This is a genomic window from Aquiflexum sp. (assembly GCF_041751335.1).
Classification (GTDB): domain Bacteria; phylum Bacteroidota; class Bacteroidia; order Cytophagales; family Cyclobacteriaceae; genus Aquiflexum.
Genome location: NZ_JBGSXS010000113.1, coordinates 1 through 4,062, shown reverse-complemented (window position 1 = coordinate 4,062; position 4,062 = coordinate 1). Strand labels below are relative to the sequence as shown.

Genomic DNA, 4,062 nt, shown 5'->3' with positions numbered 1-4,062 from the left:
GGCATGTCCATGTATTGGGCAATTGTCACACTTACTACAGTTGGATTTGGAGACATCACACCCATTACCCCTTGGGGCAAATTTTTTGCTTCTGTGATTATGTTGATGGGTTATGCCATTATTGCGGTCCCTACCGGGATAGTGACATCTGAGCTGACATCTGCAAAATTTCAAGAAGATAGAAGGAAGGAAAAGGAATGCAGTTCATGCCATCGATCAGGGCATGATAAGGATGCAGCTTATTGTAAGTATTGTGGGGATAAACTCTAATCTGTCAAAGCTACAAAAACCATTCTAGAGTAACTTTCATCTCCGTACAGATACAGTCTGTTTTTTTCAATCTGATAAGCATTAGCCGCTTTAATGGCTTTTAAAAAATTCTCCTCAAATTCTAATACAGGAAAAGTAGTGGATTCGGATTTTGGAATATATTCTCTGTCTTCCATGGATACAATGAATGATATATCTTCATCAACTTTTTCAAAGCAACCATAAAATTGATAGGAAAAAGTGCTGGCCTCAAATTTTGGAAGATCAGTGCAAAATCCTGATTCCTCGATTTCTTCATTGAAGTGGAGGGTAATTTTTATCATGTTATCATAATCCTCTCCATTGAGCGCAAAATTTGCAACTCTAGCCATACAAGTGAGGTTATCCAGATGCGGGGTATTGAGGTTTTGGAATCCCGCAAATTCCCAAGTACTATAAAAATCAAAAGTCCCCTCTCTGTCTGAAATATCAAAGTCGCAAATACTCCTCCTTTTTACTACTTCTGTTGGATCAATTACTTCCTCTTCCACATGATTAGGCATTTCCTCTTTTACACAGGAAAAAATAAATAAGATTATAAAAATAAAAAAAGACGAGTTTTTCATGGCCAGGAAATCATCAACTATAACGTCAATTTAATCTTAAATATTTTAAAAGCCAAACCAATCATTATTAGGTATTTGTATTTTACCTTTAATCCAATCTTGGTAAACTCAATTTATATTTGACCGCTATCAATCGGATACTGATGATGACAGAAATAGATATCAACAGATTGTAATCCCTTTCCAACCCTAAATAATTTAAAACCAAATATAGAATCGCACCGGTCAGGCAGGCAGAGGCATATATTTCTTTGCTGAACAAAATAGGGATTTCATTGGTCAAGGTATCCCGAATCACTCCACCCATCACGGCTGTGAACATCCCCATGATGGCCGCAATTTCAGGTCTTACACCCAAACTGAGTGCTTTTTCCACTCCCAAAACCGTAAAAAAAGCAATCCCTAAAGTATCAAACAAAAACATGGTTTTCCTGAGTTTGAGCAAAATTCCCGGAAAAATAAATGCTGCCAATACTCCCAGTAAAATCGCATATAAAAAATGGATATCTCCAATCCAAACCAATGGATATGAGCCCAAAAGAACATCCCTTAATGTACCACCACCTATGGCCGTGATAAACCCTGTAAACCCTGCACCAAAAAGGTCATGCTCCCTGTCCCGGACAGCAAGGGCTCCGGATATTGCAAAAACAAATGTGCCTACCAGTTCAAGTGGGTATTGTAAATCCATATAATAATTTTATCAATAATGATTATCTGCTTCTTTGCCAGTAACCCAATATTCGCTTTCAAACGGGTCGGAAGTCCGATGTCGGAAGTCCGATGTACCGGACATTTCAGTTTCCTACCGAGAATTATATTGAATTACCATTTTACTGGCATCAATGGGTACATACGTATTATCCATTCAAAGGAAATTGTTTTTTGAATGCTTTAAAAGCATATCCTTGTTTTTTGATATTCTTAGCTAAATCTCTATCTTATTGAATTATTACAAATTATAGCACAAAAATCAAATGAAAGAAAGATTGAATACTTCGATACAATCCCTCAGCCTTATTTTAGTCGCCGCAGGTCTGGCATGGGTGGTGTGGTCCAATGATACCACCATGAAGGATATGTTGACTTATCTGATTTTTGTGACTTTGGTGATTGAGGCATCAAGTCTTTATCTCATCGGTAAAATTTATCCTGAAAGCCATACCACCTACAAAATTGGTATCATTGCCTCTTTATTGGTTTTATTGGGGGTAAAAAGTATGCTCCCTGACTTTTTTATCCCATTGACCATTTTGGTTTTTGCGGTCAATTTTATGTATAATTTTTATACAAACAACAAAAGAAGGAAAGGTGCATTCAAAAGAAGGGATAACAATAAAATGAGGTCGAGGTAGTGTTTAATTTTTCGGCATGTATTTTGAAAAGGTATATTCAGTTCGGTAATATCTAACAGAATTACGTCATAATCACACTGTAAATTGATTGACTGTACCTTCAGATCAAAGGTAATTTTCTATACCTATTACCTTGATATTACTTTAAATTCAAACTAATCAGAAATCATGATAAAGAGATTTATACTAGTACTTTTATTTTTCATTCCCTTATCAATGGCATTTGCACAGGCAAAGTTGGACAGGATGCTACAAGAACGTGAAAGCATGCACAGAGAATGGAAAGTTTCGGAGTCAAAAAAAACCGGGATTTTCGGTAATAGGACCAAAAAAGACATGATTGAAACCAATGAATGGATGCAGCGCATCATTCAAAAAGACAATCAAATCATGGAGGAATTGAGGTTAATGAGTGAAATCGAAAAGACAGAGATCACTTATGAAAAAAATGATTACAAGTTTATTTCCCAAAAGCAGGAAAGAGAGATTGCCTTGCTCAAAAGGGCATTGGAAGAAAAGGACCTACAAGTAGTAGAAAAGAAATCCGGTCAAAGGATTTTTGAATGGACAACTTTTATCTTTTTGCTCAGTACGCTTGGTCTGGGGTATTTTTATTGGAGAAAGGTCAAGGGTTGATTTTGCTGCTGTTCGATACCGAATATTCGGTATCGAACGACAGATAATTAGGACTTGTAATCCGAGTAAAAGCCCGACTGGATTTAACTGGATTTGCAATCTAAGGAAACTCTTTACCCAAGTCTTGATTCTTGTCTCTTGTCTCTCGCTTCTAATCTCTCACATCTCGCATCTCTCCCAATCACTTCAACCTCGCAATAGGAGTCCTTCCCCCTTTGGTTTTTTCATCAATGCTTACCAAAACCTCTGCATCTAATGGAAGAAATACATCTACCCTTGAGCCAAATTTGATAAAACCGAATTCACCACCTTGTTCCAAAGGCGTTCCTTCCTTGACATACCATTTGATCCTTCTTGCCACGGCACCGGCAATTTGCCTGACCAAGATTTTGACCCCACTTGAATGTTTTAGCACCATGGTAGTCCTTTCATTTTCAAAACTGGATTTTGGATGCCAGGCAACAAGGTATTTACCGGGATGGTATTTAAAATATTCCACTATGCCTTTGATGGGGGAGCGGTTGACATGGACATTGATGGGGGACATGAAAATGGAAATCTGTTTCCTGCTTTCATGAAGGTATTCATTCTCGAGCGTTTCTTCGATGACTACAACTTTCCCGTCTGCCGGTGCAAAGACAAGCTTTTCCTCATCAGGAAGCTGAATATAAGGATTGCGGAAGAACTGGAGGATTAGAATATAGATAATGATGCTGAAAAGTAGCACAAGATTCAGTGTGGTATCCTGTTCAGGAATGATTTGGGAGAGTCCAAAATTGATGGCCGCTAAAATGATCAGTAGCCAAAAGAGTAATTTTCTTCCTTCTTTGTGTATAGACATGATGATAAATTTAAAAGGCTGTGAATGTTCCCATTCACAGCCCAAATATAATAAACTTTCTTTGGAGACGAGATTAGAATCCTCCCCTGTAGGTATAGGTCTTTGCAACTTTGTCAATCGCAACGATATAAGCAGCGATTCTCATCGGTACATCATATTTTAGAGACGCTTCATACACATGGTCAAAAGCATCTTTCATGATCCTATCTGACCTTCTGTTGACCCTTTCTGCAGTCCACTTGTAACCGAGTCTATTTTGAACCCATTCGAAATAAGAGACAGTCACACCACCTGCATTCGCCAGGATATCGGGTACAGCCATAATTCTTTTTTCATTGATAATGGCATCTGCTTT

At 37.8% G+C, this 4,062-nt stretch carries 6 protein-coding genes and 1 pseudogene; 3 read left to right on the top strand and 4 right to left on the bottom strand.

Annotated elements, in window-relative coordinates:
* Positions 1–270, top strand: a 270-nt coding sequence (locus ACEW8U_RS06255; protein ID WP_373521179.1) for an ion channel, incomplete at its 5' end; no start/stop codon positions are given.
* Here the strand turns inward: ACEW8U_RS06255 and ACEW8U_RS06250 are convergent.
* Both ACEW8U_RS06250 and ACEW8U_RS06245 read right to left on the bottom strand, forming a co-directional pair.
* A complete protein-coding gene (locus ACEW8U_RS06250; protein ID WP_373521178.1) occupies positions 267–875 on the bottom strand; it encodes a hypothetical protein in 609 nt (202 codons plus the stop codon). The genes ACEW8U_RS06255 and ACEW8U_RS06250 overlap by 4 nt on opposite strands.
* A gap of 88 nt (positions 876–963) precedes the next feature.
* Positions 964–1,566: a trimeric intracellular cation channel family protein gene (locus tag ACEW8U_RS06245; RefSeq protein WP_373521177.1), complete on the bottom strand. Its 603-nt coding sequence runs from the start codon at positions 1,564–1,566 to the stop codon at positions 964–966.
* 286 nt (positions 1,567–1,852) lie between these two features.
* Here ACEW8U_RS06245 and ACEW8U_RS06240 point away from each other — a divergent pair, with 286 nt between their 5' ends.
* Complete coding sequence (locus tag ACEW8U_RS06240) at positions 1,853–2,230, top strand: hypothetical protein (protein WP_373521176.1); 378 nt, start codon at positions 1,853–1,855, stop codon at positions 2,228–2,230.
* A gap of 168 nt (positions 2,231–2,398) precedes the next feature.
* A complete protein-coding gene (locus ACEW8U_RS06235; RefSeq protein WP_373521175.1) occupies positions 2,399–2,866 on the top strand; it encodes a Clp protease ClpB in 468 nt (155 codons plus the stop codon).
* 181 nt (positions 2,867–3,047) lie between these two features.
* Here ACEW8U_RS06235 and ACEW8U_RS06230 read toward each other — a convergent pair whose 3' ends face one another.
* On the bottom strand, positions 3,048–3,707 hold the full coding sequence (locus ACEW8U_RS06230; protein ID WP_373521174.1) for a phosphatidylserine decarboxylase family protein: 660 nt from the start codon (positions 3,705–3,707) through the stop codon (positions 3,048–3,050).
* A gap of 73 nt (positions 3,708–3,780) precedes the next feature.
* Positions 3,781–4,062 (bottom strand): annotated as a pseudogene (locus tag ACEW8U_RS06225) (Glu/Leu/Phe/Val dehydrogenase); the annotation flags it as partial.